We start from the raw sequence: 19,717 nt of genomic DNA on the forward strand, positions 1-19,717 counted from the left end.
GAATACACATGACAAGTGAAGTTCAACAAAAAGGAAAGTTAGCAAAGGCCGCAAGCTATATATTAAATATTAAAACAACTTGTGAAAAAAATGAGGCTCTTACAAAAATTGCCGAGCAATTAATTATCGACCAAGATAATATCATTGCTGAAAATGCAAAGGATTTAGCAAATGGCGAGAAACAGGGAATGCCCGCTTCTACACTTGATCGCATCATGCTAAACAAGGAACGCGTAGAGGCTATGTCTAGTGCTATTCAGTTACTTGTTGAATTAAATGATCCAGTAGGCAGTCTCTTAGAGCGAATAGAAAAAGATAATGGATTACTAATTGAAAAGCGTCTCGTACCAATAGGCGTAATTGGGATGATTTACGAAGCGCGTCCTAATGTAACAGTTGATGCAGCAACATTATCATTGAAAACAGGTAATGCGGTCATTTTACGTGGTAGCTCTTCTGCTAAATATTCTAATATAGCTCTTGTGGCAAGTATTCATCGTGCACTTAGAAAAACGTCTATCCCTGTGGACGCTGTACAATTAATCGAGGATACAAATCGTGAAACTGTAAAAGAATTATTCCATTTAAAAGAATACTTAGATGTTTTGATTCCTCGTGGCGGAAAGGCACTTATTGACCTAGTAGTAAATGAAGCCACTGTACCAGTACTAGAAACAGGTGCTGGAAACTGTCATATTTATGTGGACCAAGCGGCCGATTACATAAAAACAGAAAAAATTTGTATCAATGCCAAAACACAACGTCCTTCGGTTTGTAATGCCGCAGAAAGCTTACTTATTCATCCTGATTGGTTTTCTGAACACGGCCCACAGCTATTAATGGCTATGCATCAAGCAGGTGTGACAATTATCGGTGATGAAACCGTTTGTCAAGCTCTTGATTTCGCTCAACCAGCAACTGCAGAAGACTATGCAACTGAATATTTAGATTTAAAGATAAGCGTTAAAATTGTGGAAAATGTTTATGAAGCAATCGAGCACATTAATAAATACGGCACGAACCACTCTGAAGCGATCTTGACAGAAGATCAGCTAGTAGCAGAAACTTTCTTAAATAGCGTGGATGCTGCAGCTGTATATCACAATGCCTCAACTCGCTTCACAGACGGCTTTGAATTCGGTTACGGTGCAGAAATCGGCATTAGTACGCAGAAATTACACGCTCGTGGACCAATGGGTTTACCAGCGTTAACATCTACAAAGTATTACATTCACGGTAACGGACAAACCCGAGAATAATTGTAGAACTATTCATGAAAAGCCGACAGTTAACATCCGCTGTCGGCTTTCTTTGCTTATTTTTTGAACCTAATGATTGAAAGATTCTTACAGGAGCGGGCGCGTATTCTTTTCTTTGCCAATTAGCTCCAGCCTATACCTGAGTATAACGGAGCGAAAATGTTAAGTCTCCCCTACTTTCACAAGTGTCAAGAATTATAATAATTTATAGTAGAGAGAAGGTTTTAGTATAAACACTTCAGCGATTATCAAACTAACGGTTTCGATGGCCCTTTTTGGCTCAATTGGATTTTTTACCGTTCATACTGGCGTACCTGCTACCGAGCTAGTTTTTGTCAGATGTATTTGCGCTACCCTTTTTCTAGGCGGAATGTGGCTTGTCACAGGTGGTCATAAAACGGAGAAATGGGATAAAAAAGAAATATTACGTACACTTATATGCGGTGTCTTTATAGTCTTAAACTGGGTATTTTTATTTAAAGCCTTTGAAGAAATGTCGATTTCCATTGCCATTTCTATCTATAATTTAGCACCAATATTCGTATTAATATTTGGTGCATTGTTTTTAAAAGAAAAGATGACTATTCAAGCATTGCTAGCAACTGTAACTTGTTTTATCGGCAGTATGTTCATTATTGGCTTAAATAATTTTTTGTCACTCTCTGAATTTATGAAATCGGGCTTTATTTGGGCATTACTGTCTGCATTGTTTTACGCGTTTACGATGCTAACAAGTAAAACGATAACAAAGCTTAGCTCCTACGCATTAACATATATCCAAACTGCAGTCGGAATTGTCATACTATTCCCATTTGTTAATTTTTCTTTATTTGAAGGCTTAACAACAACAAACTGGCTATATATTTTAGGAACAGGCTTTATTCATACAGGATTTGTTTATTATTTATTTTTTGATAGTATTCGTAGCCTCTCTACAATTCTAGTTTCAGTATTAGTATTTGTTGACCCTGTTGTGGCTATTTTACTCGATATGCTGTTGCTTGATTTTATGCCGAGTTTCATGCAAACAGTTGGTATTGTATTAATTTTTGGCGGCATTTTTTACACAATTTACGTTCCAAAGAAAAAGCGTGTGCCTCAGACAGATGTAAAGGAGATATTATACCGTGAGTAAACTTTATGCAATTGGTGAATTATTAATTGATTTTACACCTACTGAACAAAATGCCTCCCTAGCTACAGTTGAGCAATTCACTAAAAATGCTGGTGGGGCACCTGCCAATGTTGCAGCTGTTTGTGCAAAGCTTGGGCAACCAGCAGCCCTCATTACACAGGTAGGTCAGGATGCTTTTGGAGATTTTCTTATAGAAACGTTAAAAAAAGCTGATGTTGATACGAACTATATTGTTCAAACTGTTGAAGGTGAAACAAGTCTAGCTTTTGTTTCTTTGACAAGTGATGGAGGCCGTGACTTCTTATTTTATCGCCGCCAGGCAGCAGATTTACTTTACAACAAAGAGCAACTCCCTCCTAGTCTATTAACGGCAAAAGATATTCTTCATTTTTGTTCAGTTAATTTAGTGGAAAGCCCCATGAAACATGCACATGTGGCCTTGATAGAACAAGCTCATCAGGCAGGTAGTCTTGTGTCTTTTGATCCCAATGTTCGCTTGCCACTATGGAATGATGAGAAAGCATGTCGTCAAACCATTTTAGAATTTTTACCAAAGGTCCATATCGTTAAATTATCCGAGGAGGAGCTTTTATTTTTAACAACGATTGAGGATGAGGAAACAGCAGTTCATTCATTATTTCAAGGGAAAGTACAAGTACTCATAATTACTCGTGGAGCTGAGGGTGCAAGTCTTTATACTAAAAAGCTTCATGTCAAAGTACCAGCTGACAAGGTCCACGCAATTGATACAACCGGAGCGGGCGATGCTTTTATCGGAGCATTGTTAGCTATTCTCCTAAGCAAACAAATTACAGCGATCAATCTAATCGATTTTTGTACGTTGCATGCTATCCCCCTCCTTACGTTCGCGAATCACTATGCTGGAGCTTCGACAGAAAAACGTGGTGCCATTGCTTCTTACATTACTAAGCATGAATTGCCATTTAAAGATAATATACTCTTTTAAATTTTTTGGCATTTAATCTGTTGTATGAGGAGGAGATCGAGTGAAATCTATTACAAAAAAACGAACAAAAGCATTTCTAATTGATTTGGCTATTTCATCGGCTGTCACTGTTGGAGTGGAATATGTCCTGCGAAAAAAAGTAAAAAACGAGGCAATTCATGCCATCGTAACACCAACAGTCATTATGTGGTCACTTGAATTTGCACAATTACGTAAAAAAGGACAAACAGTTGGCTACAAAAAAATGGGACTAGTTCTTGAAAATGAAAATGGGCCTAAGCTGACTTCCGCTCAAATTATGAAACGAATGGCTTACCGTGACTCAATTAGCACTTTCGATTACTTAAAAAATCCAAAAGCATTCGAACAACAAAATGGACAACTTCTTCCTCACGATAGCTTCTCAGGTACTGTAGTTAAGGAAATCTAGCAAAAATAAGGCTGCTCAAAATATTATTTGGGTAGTCTATTTCAATAGAAGGAGTGACGACACTTGAAATTAGACCATGTTGTTAAGGTGTTACTTGAAAGTTTAAAAGAAGATCAATATATTGAAACTGTATTTTTAAGAGGATCTATGGCTAGAGAGGAACATGATGAATTTTCAGATATCGATATTTATTGCGTTGTTAAAGAAGAAAATATCGAAGCATTTTTGCCTAACCGTAAGAAACATATTGAAGCTTATAAGAAAACATTATTTGTCGATGACATTTATATTATTGCACCCCAGCTATTAGTCGTATATGAAGATATGATTCATATCGATTTATTTACCGTGACTCCCTCTGAGATAAGTAATAAAGATGCCATAAAAGTATTATTTGATCCAAATGGAATTCTTATGGCTAAACAGAAAAATACAACTTTGTCTTTAACCCCACTTGAATTTCAAGATGCCGTAGATGATACTATCTGGTATTTGTATCAATATTATTCGAGTGCTCAACGTGGAAATGAGATTTGGAGTGTTCATTTACTACGGAATAGTTTAGAACACTTCGCAAAAGTACTATTACATAAATATTGTCCTGAACGAGCTTTACTTGGACTCAAAGCATTATATAACTCGTTACCTACTGCCCCATTAGATGAGATAGTCGATATTATGAACAATATGAGCCTTGTAACACATGAGATTGCAGTAAGGAAATTAGTGAACGCCTTCAACAATGAATCAGGTTGGATATTTGAAAATGTACCGAATAAAGAAAAAATTAAGCCACTATGGGAAAAAATAAAAGAGTTATTGCACTAAAATAAAATAGCAAACTAATATTAAATCTAGTTTGCTATTTTTTAATCGTTAAATCCAGCTTGTGGCCAGTACGTCCTACACCTTATTAAATTGTTTTTTTCATTAAAATATGTGGGATACCACAATCCATAAATTCTTCACCTTCACGCTTGTAGCCTAATTTTTCATAAAAGCCCTCTGCATAGGATTGCGCATTTAATTTAGATTTTGTTAAACCTTTTTCAAGTGCTATCTCCCCTAAACTTTGGATAATTACTTTACCTAAACCAAATTTGCGGAATTCTATTAATATACATATACGCTCTAGTTTGCCGTAGCCATCAACAACTCGCAGTCTACCAGTACCAACAGGTTGATCGTTATAGTACACAAGAATATGATCACATGCCGCATCTAACGTGTCGAATTCATCAAATTCTTCTTCCTTCGGCACCAATTGCTCCTCTATAAAAACTTTTTGACGAATGGCAAATGCTGTTTGTAAATCCTGTTTATCTGTAATTTTTTTCGTGTTCATTTTTATATTCCTCCTCGTTTTTTGCTGTTAGGAGCGTACTCTCCGTTGATAGAACTTTGTTTTCCGCCGGTATAGCCGGTTTGCTTCGCCGCTAAAACTGCTCTTTCCGCCGCTAAAGCCGTTCTCTTCGCCGCTAGAATCGCTTTGTAAAAGAACCCCACTGTAGTTATGAAGTGATATTTCCTTGCATGGATGATAATATATAGTATAGAGCATTTTTTATTGCAAATACAATAAATTTTTCGGAGGCAATTAATGAAGGAAATTTTGCGAGATATTGGTGCGATTGCGCGGGCACTTGATTCCATTAGTAATATTGAGTTTAAAGAACTCGATTTGACAAAGGGACAATATTTGTATGTCACCCGCATCTGTGAAAATCCTGGTATTATTCAGGAAAAGGTTGCTGAACTATTAAAGGTAGATCGCACAACTGCCTCTCGAGCGATTCAAAAGTTAGAGACAAAAGGCTTTGTAGAAAAGCGTAATGAAATTGGTAACAAGAAAAACAAACAGCTTTTCCCGACAGACAAAAGTCTCAAGATTTATCCATTTTTAAAACGAGAAGGAGACTATTCGAATGCTAGAGCTTTAGATGGTTTTTCTCCTGAAGAAATTGACAGTATTCACGACTTATTAATTCGTATTCGTCAAAACATTGAAACTGATTGGGAATATGTAAAAAAAGGTCATACACGAAATTATTAAAGGTGATTCCTGCGCTTCTGAGCATTTGGAATCGCCTTCTTTTAGTGAAAAATACCTTTTTATCTCTCCACGCAATACATCCCGTTCACCTCTATCCCCGGTAACTTATTTTATCGTGTAGTTGTGTTTAATATTCTTGACTATGCCAATACCTTTTCAGAAGAAGACTGGCAAGAATTTCAGCTACAAAATGTCATGTTTGTTCGTTCCATTTAAAAAAAACTTGGCTTTTTCCCTACTGTTTCGGTTCGACAGCATGAAATTATTATCCTTGCATTTTACATTGCAGCAGATAATGTGGAAGAAAATCGTGACTCTTTTAATCAAGCTATACAGCAGATTGCTGCTCGAAAAACACCACAGCTTTTAGAGAAAATAACCCTTACAATTGGCATTAGCAATGTTTATCAATCCATTAACAGCGTACATCAAGGCTATAAGGAGGCAAAAACAACCATTCAAATGCAACACAATGAACTTGCTTCTTCAATTTACTATAAGGATTTAGGTGTTTACAGATTGATATTACGTGAGGACAATGCCACCCTTTTGCAATACGTTAAAGATTATTTACAAGAAATACTGTTGATTGATCAAAAGAATGGTAATGACCTTTATCAAACGCTCTGTGTTTATTTAGCATGCAATGGTGCAAAAAATGATACAGCTGAACAATTATTTATTGTCCGTCAAACACTCTATAAACGAATTGAACGACTTGAAAACATTTTAGGTGCTGATTTTTTACAGGCCCCTCATCGTCTCAATATAGAAATAGCGGTGAAAGCCTATGAATTATTGAAAAAAACAGCACCTGATATCTTACGCTTTTGAACGTGGATCCATAAAATCTCGTAACGCATTGCTAAGCATATACAAACCTAAAACAAGTACTGTAATGGCTCCACCTGGCGCATAGGTGTACCAAGGGGCTCCAACTAAATAGGCTTGAGAGTCTTTTAACATTCGTCCCCAACTAGGGTTTGGTGGCTGCACTCCAAGCCCTAAGTAACTTAGTGCCGCCTCCGCAAGCATCGCAGTCGCAAAGGTCACAGTAGCAGCGACGATAATCTGCGATGAAATATTAGGTAATATATGGCGGAACATAATGCTATAAGGTTTTACGCCGATTAACTTTGCCGCTAAGACATATTCATTGTCACGATGTTGGACGAAACCACTACGTGTAATTCTGGCAATGGCCGGTATAGCAATAATACCTAATGCAATAGCTGTATTTACAATCCCTGGTCCAAATACTGCAACGAGCATTAAAGCTAATATAATTCCTGGAAAGGCCATTAATGCATCCATCATGCGCATAAAAATTTCATCGATCCAACCACCTACATACCCCGCTATACCACCAATTACAATACCAAAAATTGTTCCGATAAATACCGTTAGTAGACCGACTGCAAAAGCCGTTTGTGTTCCTTTCATAATACGGCTAAAAATATCACGACCAAATTCATCCGTACCGAAAAGATAATCACTACTTGGGCTTCGTAATTTTTGTGGTATATTCATCGAGTTCACATCATGTGGTGTATAAAAAAAGCTGGTAATCATTACGATTAGAAAACCGACAATGACTAGTAGACCAATGATTAAATTGATATTTTTCATGTACCTTAGTATATTTTTCATCGTATCCACCTCACTCATCGTAATCGGATTCTAGGATCTAACACAGAATATAAAATATCGACCATAAAATTGATCATGACCACCGCAACAGTAATATACATAACGATTCCCTGTACTAATGGAAAATCACGATTACTAATAGCCGTGATGAGGAGTTGACCAACACCTGGCAGTGAAAATACTTGCTCCACAATAATCGTTCCGGCAACAACCTCAGCCATGATTAATCCAAATACCGTTAATATTGGAATCATGGAATTTTTTAAGACATGCTTATACATAACATTTTGCTCAGACATCCCTTTACTACGAATCGAACGCACATAATCGAGCTGAACTTGCTCTAAAATAGCCGTACGAACATAGCGGAAATTGACCGCAATTTGTGGAATCGCAATTGTTAATGCTGGGAGAACAAGCGTACTTAACGCTCCTGCTACACTTTGCGTCCACGGAATATACCCGCTTATTTTAAAGAAGCTGAACTGCATGCCAATATATAAAATGAGTATCATACCAAGCCAGAAAGAAGGAATAGCCATTCCAACTTGCGTCACTGTCGACAACGACACATCACTGATTTTATTTTGTCTTCTCGCCGCAAACATCCCCAATGGTAAGGAAATGAGTAGCACAATTAAGAGGGTGAGCCCAGCCAATGACATCGTTACAGGTAATCTGTCAAACAGTAAATCTTTTACTGGCATTGAAAAACGAATAGATTTTCCTAATTCTCCTGTCAACAATCCCTTCATCCAATCTGTATATTGCTCATAAAGGGGGCGATTCAGGCCAAGCTCTGATCGCAAATTTTCAATTTGTGTGGGATCCGCTTCAGTACCTAACATTGTCCGAACCGGATCACCAGGTAAAATTTGAAAAACACCGAATGTAATCATCGACACTAGAAGGATGGTTGTTATTAACAGGATGAATCGACGTATTATATACATCATCTAGCACTCATCCCTTTCTAGTTAGAAAATTTAACCTCAGAAATATCATGGAACCAGAATGGGTAGCTCTTTAATCCAGTAACTTGCTTATTAGAACCCCAAACAATCTGATAATCTGCGATGTAAACCGCTGCTGCCTGCTCAGCTAAAATTTCCTGTGCACGATGGTAATAATCAATTTGTTTTGCCTGATCTGTTTCCTTTAAAACGTCTGCCATAATTTTGTCGTATTCAGCATTTTTAAATCTGAAGAAGTTTTCACTATCATTTGTTGAAATGTAATCATTTAAAATTTCATAAGCAGAGGCACGACCTGTTAAATCGATTGTTGTCATTTGATAGTCGCGGCCAAAGTAAACTCGGTCAAGCCAAATTCCCCATTCTACAACTTCAATCTCTACATCAATACCAATTTCCTTTAAATTAGCTGCAACGATTTGCGCGATATTTGAATAAATCTCATTGTGCGAAGACACCGTAATTTTTGTTTTAAAGCCTTTAGGATAGCCCGCTTCAGCTAATAATGCTTTAGCCTTTTCCACATCACGCTTATACATATCTTCTAAGCCTTTCTTTTGATAGTCCCCCATCGCTGGACTCATATTTGAACCAAGTGGTACAGCATAGCCTGCAAACACTGAGTCAATAATATCGGACTTACTAATAGCGTAGTTGATTGCTTGACGGACCTTCACATTATCAAAAGGTGCTTTAGTTTCATTAAATGTAACGATTAATGAAGAGTTATTATTTTGATGAGATAAGTTATAGTTACCTTCTACTTCATTTACGCGATGCCAAGGTACACTCGTTAAATCGACTTCATTGGCCATTAAACTCATAATCGCCGCTTGATCATCCGATTGGAACGTAAACGTCACTTTATTCAAGTATGGTAACCCTTTCTTCCAGTAGCTTTCATTTTTCTTCAACTCTAAATTTGTACCAGGAGAGTATTTTACAAAAGCAAATGGTCCAGTACCTATTGGGTTTTCATTATGCTTACCATCATTGCTTTTTGGTAAGATGGCTGATTGTCGAGCAGTTAGTGAATATAAGAAGTTGGAGTTTGGCTCCTTTAGCTTGATCACAAATGTATTGGCATCTGGTGCTTCCGTTGACGCCACATTATCAAAGCTATTTGACATTTTTTCGCCACCGTTTTTCCCCATTAAACGATCAAATGAATACTGAATATCCTCAATCGTTAAATCCTCACCATTATGAAATTTCACACCCGGACGAATTTTGAATGTATATGTTAAACCATCGTCAGATATTGCATAGCTTTCGGCTAACCCTTCTTTTAAAGTTCCATCTGTTTCCGGTGCCATTAGTCCTTCAAAAATATTGAGAATCATTTGGTACGAAATTGATGCCGTTGCCTTATGTGGATCTAAAAAATCTGGGTCATCATTTATACGTACTACGATGTCTTGAGGTAACTCTGCTACTGACTTTTCTCCAGAACTGGCGTCTTTTTTGTCATCATTTGAACAGGCACTGATCAGTAAACCTACTATCAATGTCAACAACAGCATCAACCAATTGTTCTTCAGCCTCATGTCATTTCCCCCTTATGTGCTCATTATTTGAATGCTTTTATAGCTTTCTACCTCAGCTAATTTATCAGCAGCTTTAATGCCAGCAATTAGCGCTTCCTCCATAGCTTTCGTAGCCAAATAACCCAAATAGTCAACTGGATATGTTTTTGCTCCTGTACCAAGCACGAAGATCGTATCTCCATCCAGCATTGTGTGCACAGGATAAATTGTTCGTGCGAGAGCATTTTGTGTAAGCTGGGCTATTTTTTTCGCCTCTGCTTTTGTCAGCTTGGCATTTACCGCAATGACACCGATTGTCGTATTCGTACCAGACAATGCTTCGGATTGCACATGCTCCTCTAAATAAGCACAGCAATCAATCCATTCCCCTGTTTTCGGATTCCTTGCACCTGCTAGTGTTTCTCTTGTATTAGGATCTTTTACATCCCCAACAGCATTGACAGCAACGATGGCGCCCACTACAACACCCTCTTTGCCAGCTATAGAGGCGCTACCTAGTCCCCCTTTCATACAAAATTGAGGACCTGCCAACTTCCCTACAGTCGCACCATAACCAGCTCCTGTATTACCATTTGCAAATGGACCAACGACCGCGCTCTTAGCTGCTTCATAGCCCATTGGAGCAGTAGGTCTTGTCTTTGGATCTCCGATAAATAAATCAAACAGCACTGCACTAGGAACAATTGGAATTGTAGCAATGCCTGCATCCACACCAACCCCCTGCTCCTCTAAAAATTGCATTACTCCTGTCGCAGCCTCCAATCCGAACGCACTTCCTCCGGACAAGCAAATCCCATGTACATGATTAATTTCGTTAATTGGATCAAGCGCATCAGTCTCTCGCGTGCCCGGCGCTGAGCCTCTTACATCGACACCACAAACTGCACCATTTTCCACTAAAATTGCTGTACAGCCTGTAATTCCTTCATTATTTTCTGCATGTCCAACTTTAACTCCAGGCACATCTGTAATATTTCCAAACATAATTCACACCTCGCTCCAAAAAAACTGATTTTCCAGTCTATTTATCATATAAAAAGCACGCTACCCGTTGATGTAGATTTTCTTCCTGAAGCACAGGTCGTTCCTGATGACATCTTTCCATCACATAAGGACAACGTGTATGAAACACACAACCTACCGGAGGATTCATAGGGCTTGGCAATTCACCCTGTAACAGTATTTCTTGTTTCGGTTCATCAAAGTTGATCACTGGAATGGCTGATAGCAAAGCCTGCGTATATGGATGCAAAGGATTAGCATATAATTCTTTCTTCGCGCCAATTTCTACTACCCTCCCTAAATACAACACAGCCACTCGATCGCTAATATGTTTCACAACACTTAAATCATGTGAAATAAATAAATAGGTCAAATGAAATTCATCCTGTAAATCCATCATTAAGTTTAAGACCTGTGACTGCACCGAAACATCTAGTGCAGATACAGGCTCGTCCGCAATAATGAACTCTGGATGAATAGCAAGAGCCCGCGCAATACCGATTCGTTGTCTTTGACCGCCAGAAAATTCATGCGGGAACTTTTGTATAGCATCTTCTGGGAGACCCACCTTTTGTAAAAGCTCTTTTACACGTTCTTTGCGTTGCTCTTTCGTTAATGTTAATTGCAGCTTCATCGGTTCTTCAATAATGGTACCTATTCGCATACGAGGATTGAGTGATGCAAAAGGATCCTGAAAAATCATTTGCATTTGATTGCGATAGGTTTGCAACTTACTACCTTTTAACTGCTGAATGGGCTGTCCATTATATAAAATTTCTCCCTCGGTCGGTTCGACGAGTTTTAAAATAGTTCGGCCAAACGTCGATTTTCCGGAGCCGGATTCTCCTACGATCCCAAGCGTCTCACCACGAAATATTTCAAGAGAAATATCATCGACTGCTTTAATGACTTTTTTCTCTTCCTTCATCGACTTACGTTTCACAGGAAAGTAGGCTTTTAAATGATTGATTTCAAGCAAAACTTCTTTCTTCGTCATGATCAAGCGCCCCCTTCTCTGTGAATAAATGACAACGCACTTTATGCTTGTCTTGAATACGGATTACCTCCGGCTGTACGTCATGGCATAGTTCCATCGCAAATGGACAGCGTGGTGCAAAGCGACAGCCCTCTGGTAACGCATAAGCTGGTGGAACAGTGCCTGGGATTGACGGCAATCTTTTAACATCTGTCTCTAGATTAGGCATTGTTTTTAAAAGGGCAGTTGTATACGGATGCTTTGGATTCATAAAAAGCTCTCTCACCGGTGCTTCTTCTACGATTTGCCCTGCATACATGACCATAACTCGATCTGCTGTTTCTGCTACAACGCTCATATCATGCGTAATAAATAATATGGCTGAATTATGTTCTTCCTTCAGCTTCATCATAAGCTTTAAAATTTGTGCCTGTACTGTTACATCCAGTGCCGTTGTTGGTTCATCAGCAATCAGTAACTGAGGGTTATTAGACATTGCAATCGCAATCATGACACGCTGGCGCATCCCACCTGATAATTGGTGCGGATATTCAGCAATAACCTTTTCTGCATTGGCAATACCAACTTCTTTTAACAGCTGTAGAGATTTCTCCCTTGCCTCTTTTTTGGGAATCTTTTGATGTCTTCGAATTCCTTCCATCATTTGATTGCCAATAGTAAAAACTGGATCTAATGATGTCATCGGCTCTTGAAAAATCATACTAATTTCATTGCCTCTTATAGTGCTCATCTCTTTATTTTTATAGTCTAAGAGATTTTTACCATTCAATTTAATGGTACCAGCTGTAATTTCTCCTGGTGGAATGGGCAGTAATCGCATAATTGATAACGATGTAATACTTTTACCGCTTCCAGACTCACCTACAAGCGCAACTGTTTCTCCCTTACGAATCGTAAAGCTTACATCATCAACAACTTTAGCATGCTTGCCATTTTTTAAATGGAATATAATTTTTAAATGATTTACTTCTAGTAGCAACTGATTATCTTTAGACTGATCCATATGCATTCCTCCATCTCACTTTAGATTTGATGGTGCATAGCGTATTGCGATATTTTTCATTTGCGTATAATTTCTTAAAGCGACAAAACCTTTTTCTCGACCAATGCCACTCTTTTTATAGCCACCAAACGGCATTTGAATTCCGCCCGCTGCTCCATAGTTATTAACAAACACTTGTCCAGCGTTTACACGGCTTGCTACATAATGTGCAGTATCTATATCTTTCGACCAAATCCCTGCGACTAAGCCGTAGTCTGTACTATTCGCTAAGGCAATTGCTTCCTCAACCGTCGTAAACGACAATACAGTCAATACCGGTCCGAAAATTTCCTCCTGTGCAAGTGTATCGTTGGCTTCTACCCCTGCCAGTATTGTTGGTTCAACATAATATCCTTTCTCATAGCCCTTAATCGTCAGTGTTTCACCACCAGTAATCACATAGCCATCTTCCTTCGCCTTTTGCAGCAGTGTGGAAATCTTCGTATATTGTCGTTCATTTAGAAGTGGCCCCATATCAACGTCTGCCTCACCCGGACCAACTTTTAAGGCTTGGAATTTTTGCACTAATTGTGCAAGAAATTTTTCTTTGGCGCTTTCTTCAATTAGTAGTCTTGCCCCTGCAGAGCATGTTTGTCCGGCATTCTGAATTATGGAACGTACAACTCCCTCAAGCGCTTGCTCCATGTCGGCGTCCGCAAAAACAATATTTGGTGATTTCCCACCAAGCTCTAACGTCACAGGTACAACATTTTCAGCGGCTGACTTCATCACCGCAATGCCCGTTGGAACAGAGCCTGTAAACGTAATATGATTGATATCAGGATGGGATGTTAAATACGGCCCTACATCACAACCTAAGCCTGTAATATGCTGAAAAATACCTCTCGGCAATTTATCCGCAAACCATTCCGTTATGGCGTGTGTAGTTAATGGCGTATCCTCAGCACTTTTGACAATTACTGCATTGCCAGTAGCAATTGCAGCCGCTACACTTCTCGCTGTGATTTGAATAGGATAATTCCAAGGCACGATATGTACGGTAATTCCAACAGGCTCTAACACTACCGCATTGAAAATCCCGTCTTCAATGGGAATCGTGTCCCCCATTACTTTATCAGCAGCTCCGCCATAAAACTCAAAATAGCGAGCTGCTGCTTCAATATCCGCTCGTGCTTGTGTTAACGGCTTTCCAACATCACGACATTCTAATAAACTCCATTCCTCTGCATGCTTGCGAATATAGTGCGCAAATTCAACAAGTAGCTGTCCCCGTTCATAAGGCTTTATTTTCCGCCATTCTTCACTTTCAAACGCTACACGAGCTGCACGTACAGCCTCGTCGACATGAGTTTTACTCGCATTCGTAATTTGAGCAATGACTTTACCAGTAGAGGGATTCATAACATCTAATGATGCCTCCATACCAGCGTGAACCCATTCACCATTTATAAACATCGGTATTTTTTTCACCTGATCCCTCCTAAAGTCCGCGACCACCGTCTACATGTAAGGTCGTTCCTGTAACCATGCCCGCTGCATTAGAGAGTAAATAACTTACTGCTCCTGCAATGTCTGCTGGATTCACTAAACGCCCAAGGGGGACCGATTGAACAAAGACACTCTGCTTTGTTTGCTCGATGTCCGCTCCTTGTGCCGTAAATTGAGCGAGCATCTGTGTATCGGCTGGCCCTGGGTGAATCGTGTTAACACGTATTTGGAACGGTGCTAACTCAATAGCCAAACCACGCGTAAAACTCTCCGCTGCCCCTTTAGAAGCGATATAAGCCTGCAAACCTGGGCGTGGACGTACAGCAGAAATGGAAGCGATTGTGACAATTGAACCTTTTTGCTGCTGCTTCATGTAAGGAACGACTGCCTTTGTCGTAATAAATAAGCTTTTAACATTGACATCCATTAACCGATCCCACTCGTCCATCGTTACTTGCTCAAGCGGAGTTGCTGACTGCGCTATACCGAGCGCATTGACAAGTCCATCAATCCGACCATACTTGTCAAAAACCTGCTTGAACACTTCGTTCACGCGTTCCTCTTGCAAGACATTGACTTCTAAACATTGCAATGCATCCTGTGCTAAATCGTTTAGAGAAGCTACTGATAAATCGAGCCCTACTACAATATTGCCTTTTGCAAGCTGTTCCTGAATTATAGCTTTCCCCATACCGCCCCCTGCACCTGTGACGATAATAACCTGTTGTTCTGCTGTCATGCTATACACCCCTTGCCGCTAAATTCATTTTAATAATCTCCTGACAAATCGCATCACCCATTTGCGCTGTTGTAGCCTGTCCACCAATATCTGCAGTTTTCACAACCCCTTCTCGAAGAACCGTCTCAATGACATGAACAATTAACTGTTCTATATCCGGTCTTCCGATATGTCCGAGTAACAATGCAAGTGACCAAATTTGTGCAATTGGGTTTGCTATGCCCTTTCCTGCAATATCTGGTGCTGACCCATGCACAGGCTCAAACATTGATGGGAAATCTTTCTCCGGATTTAAATTAGCTGACGGTGACAATCCAAGCCCCCCAACAATGGCTGACCCTAAGTCTGATAAAATGTCTCCGAATAAATTGGAGGCAACTACAACCTGAAAATCTTGTGGTCGCTCTACGAAATAAGCTACTAAAGCATCGATATAGATAGATTCTAACTCTAGTGCTGGTGAGCTTTGTGCTAGAATTCTCTTAGCATGCTCATCCCAGAACTTCATTGAATGGATAATTGCATTCGATTTTGTCGCACTCGTAATTTTTGTTTTGCCATTTTTATAGGCATAATCACAGGCGGCTTGGACAATTTTTTCTATACCAATTCGTGTCATAATCGTATTTTGAATCGTCATTTCCTGTGGTTGATTATGATAAATTCGCCCACCACTATCGGAATATTCCCCCTCCGCATTTTCTCGGAAAATAACAAAATCAATGTCTCTCCCGTTGGCAAGCGGTGAGGCTATCCCAGGTAGCGATTTAATCGGGCGAAAATTTACATATTGCTGGAAGCCTTTTCGTATCGGCATAATTAATTCCCACACCGTCACGTCATCTGGAACACGAGCATCTCCAATAGCCCCGAATAATATCGCATCAAATTCTTTTAATATATCTAATGCATTGTCTGGCATCATTCGCCCGTACTTGAGGTAATAATCCGAACTCCATGGAAAAATTGTTGTTTCTATTTGTAATGACGTATCATGTTCTTGAAGATGGTTCAAAACCTTTAGCGCTTCCTTCATAACTTCCTTTCCAATGCCATCACCCGGAATGACTGCGATTTTAGTATGAATCATTATGCATTACCGGCTAAAAACTTTAATGCTGCCAAACGGTAAATGGCTGTTGTTTCTGCTAATTCTTCAATATCGACATATTCGTCAATTTGGTGGGGGATATCACGATCACCCGCTCCAACGGTAACTATTGGTACTCCATGGACATGAAGGAACGTTCCATCTGTAGCCCCCGGGACACCGTTATATTTCGGCTCTTTTTCCGTTACCTCTGCGACTGCTTCATAAATAGCTTGTACAACAGGATCATCCTTGTCTGTTGCTGTTGCAGGGCGGTTGTCTAGTACTGTTAGTTCAACTTTGAAATCAGGATCATCCGCTTGCAGACGTTTGATAATGGCATCAATTTTACCGAGAAGCTCATCATGATCCTGTGCAGGGACTGTACGAATATCAAGCGTCGTCATACAATGATCAGGAATGACATTTATTTGCGCATCCCCTTTTACTGGTGCTCGTAGAATAGTAGGCGTAATAGACGGCCAATTAAGCATCGGATCACGTCCTAAACGTGCTTGCTCTTCTTTTTCTAATTTTTCAAGCTCCACAATAAAACGTGCCATACGCCAGTTCGGGTTAATACCGCTCCAAGAAATTGCACCGTGCGCCATCTTACCAAAAATATCTACCTTCAAACGTATCGCTCCACGCTGCGCAATACTTACATTATTTTCCTGAGGTTCGCATATAATGGCCCCATCTACATCATCTGCCCAACCATTTTTTATGAAATGTTTAATGCCAAGCATTAATCCTTCTTCATCACAAGGAATACATAAAATAATCTTGCCTGTAAATTCCTCCTGATCCAGTAACAACGACTGACAAGCTGTAATCATACACGCAAGATTTCCTTTTGTATCATTTGTGCCTCGGCCATACATTCGACCATCAATAATTTCTGCTCCGAATGGATCGTACGTCCATGCTTCACGATTTCCTTCAGTAACAACATCTGTGTGTCCTTCAAAGAGTAGTGTTTTTCCTGGCTTACCCGAATCAATAATTCCAATGACATTTGGCCTGCCTGGCACAACCTCCTCAACATGTGTTTCAATCCCGATATTACGTAAATACTGAGCGACAAAATTCGCAACTTCTTGTTCATTACCATTTGGATCATCTTCTCGGTAAACGCTCTCTATACGTACTAGTTTCTGTGTAAGCTCAATAACTGCTTCCCGGTCACGCAAATAAGATTCTGTTGTCTTTAAACTTGTTACTGTCATTTAAATGCCCCCTATTTTAGCGAATGTTCTGAATTTAAATCATTTTAACATTGTCCTATTAGATAAGTATTAGACAATTTGTTAATAATACATAGAATGCTATTAACTTTTAGTTTAGTAGTGAAAAGCTAGAAAATAACAAAAATATCTATCTTATGTTGTTTTCCGATAAAAAAAGATTGCATAATTACCATAATGTGGGGTTGATTTCCGATCTGATAAAAAATAGGTGGAAAGTAATATGAATAATTATCCCTAATTGACACCGTTATAGGGAAATGGGAGAGAATTTAAAAATAATTTAATACAAAATTAGTTAAATGATTCTTTTCTTCACTGTTATTATTATATTAATCGTTCCTTTGTTAATACTAGAATTTGAATACAGGATATTGCAAAATAACAGAAACAATGGAGGTATGACATTTGAAGATCCAAAGAATAGATCATGTGGGTGTAATCGTAAATGATCTCTCTGCCGCTAAAGAGTTTTTTCTCGATTTTGGACTTGAGGTGAAAGGCGAATGGGAAATGGAAGGAGATTTAATGGGATATGCAGTTGGGCTTAATGACGTTAAAGTAGCTTGTGTAGGATTGGGAACGCCAGACGGTCAGACATGGATAGAGCTAATCAAATTTTTTACACCGTCAGATGAAAAAGATATTCAGCAATCCTTTGCAAATACACTGGGTATCCGACATATTGCATTTACTGTTGAAGATATTGAGGCTGTTGTTGCCAAATTGAAAAAGAAGGGTACGGAAATCTTTAGTGAGATACAGCAATATGAAGAAAGTTATAAATTATGCTACGTTCGTGGTCCAGAAGGAATTATTTTGGAGTTGGCTGAGGAAATCAAATAAGTAAGTTAATATTTTTATTGGAACATTAGCAGAGAATTTTACTTTTTTTCAAAAGCAACAATAAAAGAAAACCAGCGTCTCTGTTGAACTATATTCATAACAGAGAGCTGGTTTATTTATTTTACCCCATTAACGGGTCACTGATTAAAGTTTCAATTTATTGCTGGCGTGATTCTGTCATTTGCTTCCAGACAGAACCTTTTGCTTCCTCACCTTGTTCGATGCGGGCAATCGCCATTTTTACTTGTAGCTTCACTTCAAACTCTTTATCCTCTTCAGCAGCCTTTAATGCACCTAATGATTTCTCAGTACCCACTTCATATAAGTACATAGCTGCACGCCAACGAACAAGTTTGTTTTTATCCTGTAATGCTTGCTGCATCGCGTCTTCAAATTCCACGAAGCCGAGATCACTCATACAATCTCCTGCAGTTCGACGTACCGCTGCACTTTTGTCCTGTAATGCCTTTTCCAAATATGGAACAACTGCCACATCTTCAATCATTCCTAAATAAACGGTTGCCAGTCGACGGATAGACATTTGTTCATCTTGTAACGCCAAATCTAAAAGCGGTAAATCATCTGGCTCTGGATCAGCCATTTGGTCAAGCAATTGAAAACGTTTTTCCCATTCAGGTTGCTTAAACTGCTCAACAGTAATTTTTAGCTTTGCTGACTTCTCAATCGTTTTCTCAGAATCATTAATCATTGTGACAATCTCTGCTAAACGTTCCTCAGAATATGTCACATCAATTTCCTCTTTTACTGCTTCCGCAACTTCCTCAAGCTCTCCATAACGTACGCCATAGTCGATCCATTTACGTTGGAAAATATAATTTTCATCAACTGCTGTCTCAATAAGTTTGTTGAAAGCCTCTACAAAGCGCTCACCACAGCTTACACGGTGCTCGCGTTGATTATCAAATACCTTTACTTGAAGTGGTACTTGTTTATAAAACTGCACATGAACGTACACTTCACCGTAAAATTCATTGGCTACTTGTGCTTTGTTTACGTCTTGTACGTCTTCACCTAACACTTGACGAATGCTTGCTAAAATACCTTCCCACGCGTACTTTGCGTTACGCTCAACAGCAAAGAAATCTGCGACATGATAAACGCCCTTAACACCTTCAATTGCTAATATCGCTGCTACTTCACCAGTTGCTTCATCTTTATTATCCTTTGTAAAATTATAGCTTTTGCCAAAAGGTAACTCTGTATCAACTACAATCTTCATGGAATTAGGACTTGGCGTCGGTTCAATTGTAATAATCTTCATGTCTATCG

The 19,717-nt window shown here is 39.1% G+C and carries 20 protein-coding genes and 1 pseudogene; 9 read left to right on the top strand and 12 right to left on the bottom strand.

Annotated elements, in window-relative coordinates; all coding sequences use genetic code 11:
• Positions 1-8: 8 nt before the first annotated feature.
• From ACQKMV_RS14665 to ACQKMV_RS14685, 5 genes are all read left to right on the top strand, one after another.
• The gene (locus ACQKMV_RS14665; protein ID WP_427504831.1) at positions 9-1,259 is read left to right on the top strand and encodes a glutamate-5-semialdehyde dehydrogenase; all 1,251 of its coding nucleotides are present in this window, start codon (positions 9-11) and stop codon (positions 1,257-1,259) included.
• A 229-nt stretch (positions 1,260-1,488) separates the two neighbouring features.
• Positions 1,489-2,394 carry a DMT family transporter gene (locus tag ACQKMV_RS14670; protein ID WP_427504945.1) on the top strand — a complete coding sequence of 302 codons (906 nt, stop codon included), beginning with the start codon at positions 1,489-1,491 and terminating at the stop codon, positions 2,392-2,394.
• Entirely contained in the window at positions 2,387-3,361 is a 975-nt protein-coding gene (locus ACQKMV_RS14675; protein WP_427504833.1) for a carbohydrate kinase family protein, read from the top strand. Before ACQKMV_RS14670 ends, ACQKMV_RS14675 begins: the two co-directional genes overlap by 8 nt.
• A gap of 40 nt (positions 3,362-3,401) precedes the next feature.
• A complete protein-coding gene (locus tag ACQKMV_RS14680) occupies positions 3,402-3,791 on the top strand; it encodes an RDD family protein (protein WP_427504834.1) in 390 nt (129 codons plus the stop codon).
• Between the two features lie 63 nt (positions 3,792-3,854).
• Positions 3,855-4,619 carry an aminoglycoside 6-adenylyltransferase gene (locus ACQKMV_RS14685; RefSeq protein ID WP_427504835.1) on the top strand — a complete coding sequence of 255 codons (765 nt, stop codon included), beginning with the start codon at positions 3,855-3,857 and terminating at the stop codon, positions 4,617-4,619.
• A gap of 85 nt (positions 4,620-4,704) precedes the next feature.
• Here ACQKMV_RS14685 and ACQKMV_RS14690 read toward each other — a convergent pair whose 3' ends face one another.
• A complete protein-coding gene (locus ACQKMV_RS14690; protein WP_427504836.1) occupies positions 4,705-5,136 on the bottom strand; it encodes a GNAT family N-acetyltransferase in 432 nt (143 codons plus the stop codon).
• Between the two features lie 255 nt (positions 5,137-5,391).
• Here ACQKMV_RS14690 and ACQKMV_RS14695 point away from each other — a divergent pair, with 255 nt between their 5' ends.
• The 3 genes and pseudogenes from ACQKMV_RS14695 (at position 5,392) to ACQKMV_RS14705 (ending at position 6,678) form a co-directional block, all read left to right on the top strand.
• Positions 5,392-5,844, top strand: a complete 453-nt coding sequence (locus tag ACQKMV_RS14695) for a MarR family winged helix-turn-helix transcriptional regulator (RefSeq protein ID WP_100542996.1) — start codon at positions 5,392-5,394, stop codon at positions 5,842-5,844.
• A 252-nt stretch (positions 5,845-6,096) separates the two neighbouring features.
• Positions 6,097-6,297: pseudogene (locus ACQKMV_RS14700) on the top strand (PucR family transcriptional regulator); the annotation flags it as partial.
• Positions 6,298-6,306: 9 nt separating this feature from the next.
• Positions 6,307-6,678: a helix-turn-helix domain-containing protein gene (locus tag ACQKMV_RS14705; protein WP_427504946.1), complete on the top strand. Its 372-nt coding sequence runs from the start codon at positions 6,307-6,309 to the stop codon at positions 6,676-6,678.
• On the opposite strand, the gene ACQKMV_RS14710 is transcribed toward ACQKMV_RS14705, so the two are convergent.
• The 10 genes from ACQKMV_RS14710 to ACQKMV_RS14755 are packed head-to-tail and all read right to left on the bottom strand — an operon-like array spanning position 6,667 to position 17,563.
• Positions 6,667-7,494, bottom strand: coding sequence for an ABC transporter permease (locus tag ACQKMV_RS14710; RefSeq protein ID WP_427504838.1), 828 nt, complete (start codon positions 7,492-7,494; stop codon positions 6,667-6,669). The two genes, ACQKMV_RS14705 and ACQKMV_RS14710, sit on opposite strands and share 12 nt — an antisense overlap.
• A 14-nt stretch (positions 7,495-7,508) precedes the next feature.
• Positions 7,509-8,450, bottom strand: a complete 942-nt coding sequence (locus ACQKMV_RS14715) for an ABC transporter permease (protein WP_427504840.1) — start codon at positions 8,448-8,450, stop codon at positions 7,509-7,511.
• A gap of 17 nt (positions 8,451-8,467) precedes the next feature.
• On the bottom strand, positions 8,468-10,015 hold the full coding sequence (locus ACQKMV_RS14720; RefSeq protein WP_427504841.1) for an ABC transporter substrate-binding protein: 1,548 nt from the start codon (positions 10,013-10,015) through the stop codon (positions 8,468-8,470).
• A gap of 12 nt (positions 10,016-10,027) precedes the next feature.
• Positions 10,028-10,999 carry a P1 family peptidase gene (locus ACQKMV_RS14725; protein ID WP_427504842.1) on the bottom strand — a complete coding sequence of 324 codons (972 nt, stop codon included), beginning with the start codon at positions 10,997-10,999 and terminating at the stop codon, positions 10,028-10,030.
• Positions 11,000-11,036: 37 nt separating this feature from the next.
• Positions 11,037-12,014, bottom strand: a complete 978-nt coding sequence (locus ACQKMV_RS14730; RefSeq protein WP_427504844.1) for an ABC transporter ATP-binding protein — start codon at positions 12,012-12,014, stop codon at positions 11,037-11,039.
• Entirely contained in the window at positions 11,989-13,017 is a 1,029-nt protein-coding gene (locus tag ACQKMV_RS14735; RefSeq protein ID WP_427504845.1) for an ABC transporter ATP-binding protein, read from the bottom strand. The genes ACQKMV_RS14730 and ACQKMV_RS14735 overlap by 26 nt, the downstream gene beginning before the upstream one ends.
• 15 nt (positions 13,018-13,032) lie before the next feature.
• Entirely contained in the window at positions 13,033-14,487 is a 1,455-nt protein-coding gene (locus ACQKMV_RS14740) for an aldehyde dehydrogenase family protein (protein WP_427504847.1), read from the bottom strand.
• Between the two features lie 10 nt (positions 14,488-14,497).
• Positions 14,498-15,244 (bottom strand): SDR family NAD(P)-dependent oxidoreductase, encoded by a 747-nt coding sequence (locus tag ACQKMV_RS14745; protein WP_427504848.1) that lies wholly within the window; start codon positions 15,242-15,244, stop codon positions 14,498-14,500.
• A gap of 1 nt (position 15,245) precedes the next feature.
• Complete coding sequence (locus ACQKMV_RS14750; protein ID WP_427504849.1) at positions 15,246-16,334, bottom strand: tartrate dehydrogenase; 1,089 nt, start codon at positions 16,332-16,334, stop codon at positions 15,246-15,248.
• A complete protein-coding gene (locus tag ACQKMV_RS14755; protein WP_427504850.1) occupies positions 16,334-17,563 on the bottom strand; it encodes a M20 family metallopeptidase in 1,230 nt (409 codons plus the stop codon). The genes ACQKMV_RS14750 and ACQKMV_RS14755 overlap by 1 nt, the downstream gene beginning before the upstream one ends.
• 426 nt (positions 17,564-17,989) lie before the next feature.
• Between ACQKMV_RS14755 and ACQKMV_RS14760 the strand changes: the two genes are divergently transcribed.
• Complete coding sequence (locus ACQKMV_RS14760) at positions 17,990-18,427, top strand: VOC family protein (RefSeq protein ID WP_427504852.1); 438 nt, start codon at positions 17,990-17,992, stop codon at positions 18,425-18,427.
• Positions 18,428-18,584: 157 nt separating this feature from the next.
• Here ACQKMV_RS14760 and ACQKMV_RS14765 read toward each other — a convergent pair whose 3' ends face one another.
• Positions 18,585-19,709 carry a virulence factor gene (locus tag ACQKMV_RS14765; RefSeq protein WP_427504853.1) on the bottom strand — a complete coding sequence of 375 codons (1,125 nt, stop codon included), beginning with the start codon at positions 19,707-19,709 and terminating at the stop codon, positions 18,585-18,587.
• Between the last annotated feature and the right edge of the window lie 8 nt (positions 19,710-19,717).

Origin of the sequence: Lysinibacillus sp. NPDC094403 (assembly GCF_050278745.1) — a bacterium.
GTDB lineage: Bacteria > Bacillota > Bacilli > Bacillales_A > Planococcaceae > Lysinibacillus.